The 4,230-nt window shown below is 37.4% G+C and carries 4 protein-coding genes; all 4 read left to right on the forward strand.

All coding sequences use genetic code 11. From position 1 onward, the window contains the following. The first annotated feature begins 176 nt into the window (after positions 1-176). Entirely contained in the window at positions 177-1,403 is a 1,227-nt protein-coding gene (locus VJ937_RS02550) for a hypothetical protein (RefSeq protein WP_324065338.1), read from the forward strand. A 30-nt stretch (positions 1,404-1,433) separates the two neighbouring features. After that, positions 1,434-2,675: a glycine betaine/L-proline ABC transporter ATP-binding protein gene (locus tag VJ937_RS02555; protein ID WP_324065339.1), complete on the forward strand. Its 1,242-nt coding sequence runs from the start codon at positions 1,434-1,436 to the stop codon at positions 2,673-2,675. A gap of 11 nt (positions 2,676-2,686) precedes the next feature. Continuing rightward, positions 2,687-3,550, forward strand: coding sequence for a proline/glycine betaine ABC transporter permease (locus VJ937_RS02560; protein WP_324065341.1), 864 nt, complete (start codon positions 2,687-2,689; stop codon positions 3,548-3,550). An 11-nt stretch (positions 3,551-3,561) separates the two neighbouring features. Continuing rightward, positions 3,562-4,230 (forward strand): glycine betaine ABC transporter substrate-binding protein (locus VJ937_RS02565; RefSeq protein ID WP_324065340.1); only part of this gene is annotated, 669 nt, incomplete at its 3' end.

Genomic DNA, 4,230 nt, shown 5'->3' on the forward strand with positions numbered 1-4,230 from the left:
AACGTTTGCAAAAAAGATTGAAAAGGAGCCGGAATTTCTAAATGGGAATGGCCTTCGCAACTGCAACCGCAGCATTCATATTAAAATCAATTGTCTGAATACAGGCATTTAGTCAACTAACTATAAATCAAATAATTTTTATTTTTTAATTTTAATATTAATTTAATTTTAATTTTATGTTTTTAAAGAAAAGTACAGTAGTCTTGATGCTGGTATTTGCTGCATCAAGCATTTTTGCACAAGAGAAAAAAGAAAATGATGATTTTGTTAAATTTGGAGGAGCTCTAAGATTTAACGTTTTTAGTAAAAGCTGGGTAGATAACAAAACTCAACCAGAAGCAACGATTGACACATGGCGTTTAAATGTAACTGCCAGGAAAAAAGGCGTTGACCTGAATTTTGAGTATCGCTTTTATCCAACGTTTGGAACCCATTTTATGAAACAAGGATGGTTAGGTTATGGTTTGACTGATAATCTATATATGAAATTGGGTGTTTCACAAGTTCCATTTGGAATTACTACCTATGCATCCCATTCATGGTGGTTTCAGGCGCCTTATTATGTTGGTTTAGAAGATGATTATGACATGGGTGTTAAATTTGACATTTCCAAAATTGAAAATCTTGATTTAAGTGTAGCATATTATCGTCAATCAGAGCCGGAAGGGCCAATTTTCGGTGGTGATGTTACTTTTGGACAATCAGGAGCGGGTAGATATTCATATGATCTAACACCTTCTGCTGGTTCATCAAACCGCGAACTAAATCAGTTCAATTTAAGAGCTGCTTATCATATAGGTGACGGACTTGAAATAGGTGCCAGTGGACAAATCGGTGGTATACACAATACGGTATTAAACGAAGCAACTACTTCTACTGCTTTTGCAGGACACCTGGTAGCCGACTTTAGCAACTTTAATTTTAAAGGTGAAGTAATATATTACGACTATGCAGCCAAAGATGATGCTGGTAACGATGTAAATACATTATCAATGGGCGCTTATGGTAGCTCATATCCAGTGGCCACAAATGCAACCATGTATGTAGCTGGATTAGCCTACACAATTCCTGTAGAGATTGGACCAATTAGCAGTGTTCAGGCATATGTTGATTATACTTATACAGATAAGTTAGAGGACAGCTTTGTTGATATGCACCACTTAATACCTGGTTTTATGATAACTGCAGGTAGTATATACACATATGTTGACTTTGCAATGGGTAAAAACCAGCCATGGTTAACCTCAACTTTTGGAACAGGATTGGGTGAAGGTCAGCTATACAGTGATGATGCAGCATCTAAGTATTACACAGACGATGCGGGTATGCAGGGAACTCCTGTACCTATGGATGAACTTGATTGGGAAACCAGATTCAATATCAATATAGGATACTACTTCTAAAGATATTTTTAAAAAAAGTATAGCAGAACAATGTCAAAAGACGAGATAAAAATAGAAGTTGAAGACTTAAGCCTGATTTTTGGCAATAACAAGTCTCAGGCCTTAAAAATGCTTAAAGACGGCAAGAGCAAGTCTGAAATTTTGGAAAAAACAAAATGCACAGTTGGTGTTAATAAAGCAAGTTTTCAAATAAAAACAGGCGAGGTTTTTGTTATTATGGGCTTGTCTGGGAGCGGAAAGTCAACATTAATACGCTGTTTAAACAGGCTTATCGAGCCCACTGATGGTAGTGTAATTGTAAATAATGTTAACATAACAAATCAATCCAATGATGAGTTGTTGGAGGCGAGACGGACAGAGATGAGCATGGTTTTTCAAAAGTTTGGACTTTTACCACATCGTACGGTTATAGAAAACGTCGCTTTTGGGTTAGAGATTAGAAATGAACCAAAAGAAAAACGCTTGGAAAAAGCCCAGGAAGCGCTTGATACAGTTGGTCTAAAAGGTTTTGAATACCAAAAGCCATCACAACTCTCGGGAGGAATGCAGCAACGTGTTGGATTAGCCCGTGCTTTAGCAAATAACCCCGAGGTATTGTTAATGGACGAAGCTTTCTCAGCACTTGACCCTCTAATAAAATCTGATATGCAGGATGAATTGCTTGCACTGCAAAACAAATTGCATAAAACCATTGTTTTTATAACGCACGACTTAGATGAAGCTATAAAAGTGGGGGATAGGATCGCAATTATGAAAGATGGCTTTATTGATCAGATTGGAACAGCTGAGGATATTCTCAAAAAACCTGCCACCGATTATGTGAAAGCATTTGTCGAAAAAGTTGACCGTAAAACAATTATTACTGCAGGAACACTAATGTGGCGAAAACCAACCGTAATTCAATTTGAGAAGGATGGTCCTGAATCAACTATTCGGAAAATGAGAAGTACTTCAGAAAATGCTATGCCGGTAGTTAATAAGGACCATGAATTTATGGGTTTTATATGGCTGCCACGGGTTCTCGAAGCTGAAAAGCAAGATAAAAAAACCATCGAAGGGTTTATTACAACAGATTGCCCGAGTGTATATGAGGACTATACTGTTGAAGATATGCTTCCGCTTATTTCCAACACTAAATCGCCAATTGCTGTTGTCAACAAGGAAAATAAGAAGTTACTAGGAATAGTAAGTCAGACCTCGTTGATAATTGAAGCAACCCGATTTGATGACAGGGAGATTGTAGAACTTAAAGAACAAGCAAAAGAACAATAACCATGGAAAAAATAATAGATATAGGAAAGTATATTGAGGACGCAGTAAACTGGCTTACAGATAATTTTGCTGGTTTTTTCGACTTCATTAAGAATACCGGGAATGGTCTTATTGAAGGGTTTGAGTGGTTGCTATTAGGGATTCCTTTTTATGTTTTAATTGCATTGTTTGGTATATTAGCCTACTTTAAAGTTGGACGTGGACCTGCGATTTTCACCGTTATAGGTTTAACATTGATTTATCTTTTAGGCTTTTGGGTTGAAACCATGGAAACGCTTGCTCTTATTTTTGTGTCAACCCTTGTTGCACTTATAATAGCAGTTCCTTTAGGTATTTGGGCGGCCAAAAAAGAAAATGTAAACAAGGTAGTACGTCCAATACTGGATTTCATGCAAACCATGCCGGCTTTTGTTTATCTTATTCCGGCAGTTTTGTTCTTCAGTATCGGAAAACTACCCGGGGCTTTTGCAACCGTTATTTTTGCCATGCCACCTGCTGTGCGACTAACAACACTGGGTATACAACAAACACCAGGTGATGTCGTGGAAGCTGCAAGAGCTTTTGGCGCAACTAACAGACAGATTCTGTTTAAAGTTGAACTGCCACTTGCTACAAAAACCATTTTTGCTGGTGTAAACCAAACAATAATGATGGCACTTTCTATGGTGGTAATTGCAGGTATGATTGCTGCTGGTGGCCTAGGCGAAAAAGTGTTAGAAGGAATCAACAACCTCGATATTGGATTAGGCTTCGAAAGTGGCTTTGCAGTTGTTATCCTTGCTATTATTCTCGATAGAATAACCCAGGCCTTTAGCGAAAAAGGCAATAACGAAAGATTAGATAAAGTGAAATCAATGTTTAGTAATAACAAGTAAAATTTAAAGAAATGAAAGTAAAATTATTATTTGTTGCAGCGCTCGCACTAGTTATTAGTAGCTGCAACTCTTCCCAGAAAAAAGGTGAAGAAGAAGCCAAAGTTGTTAAAATGGCCTATGTAGATGGATGGGCTTCAGGTGTTGCTATGACACATGTTGCCGAAGTTATTTTGGAACAAAATGGCTATGAAGTAGAAACAAATGCAGCAGCGGTAGATTTAATTTATGCATCGATGGCTCAAGGCGATATAGATGTATTTATGGAATCCTGGTTGCCTGTTACCCATGGTGCTAAAGTGGATAAGTTTACTGATGATGAAATCGTTAGTTTAAATGTCAACACAGACAAAGCACTTCTTGGATTAGTTGTGCCTCAGTATGTTGACATTAATTCCATAGAGGAATTAAATGCCAATGCTGATATGTTTGACGGAAAAATTATTGGTATTGAAAAAGGTGCTGGTATTACAGGCATGACTAATAAAGCTATTGAAGAATATGATTTAACAAACATGGAACAGTTAAATTCTTCAGGTATTGCTATGTTAAGTGAATTGACAAAAGCGATTAACGAAGAGAGCCCGATAGTAGTTGCTCTTTGGGCTCCTCACTGGGCCTTTGGTCGTTTCGATCTTAAATTTTTAGATGATCCTAAAAAAGTATATGGTGAGGCAGAGCGT

The organism is Salinivirga sp., from assembly GCF_035268865.1.
Classification (GTDB): domain Bacteria; phylum Bacteroidota; class Bacteroidia; order Bacteroidales; family Salinivirgaceae; genus Salinivirga.

Excerpts from the sequence above, each read along its gene's own strand:
- VJ937_RS02555 (WP_324065339.1), top strand. The coding sequence starts at position 1,434 with ATGTCAAAAGACGAGATAAAAATAGAAGTTGAAGACTTAAGCCTGATT.
- VJ937_RS02550 (WP_324065338.1), top strand. The coding sequence starts at position 177 with ATGTTTTTAAAGAAAAGTACAGTAGTCTTGATGCTGGTATTTGCTGCA.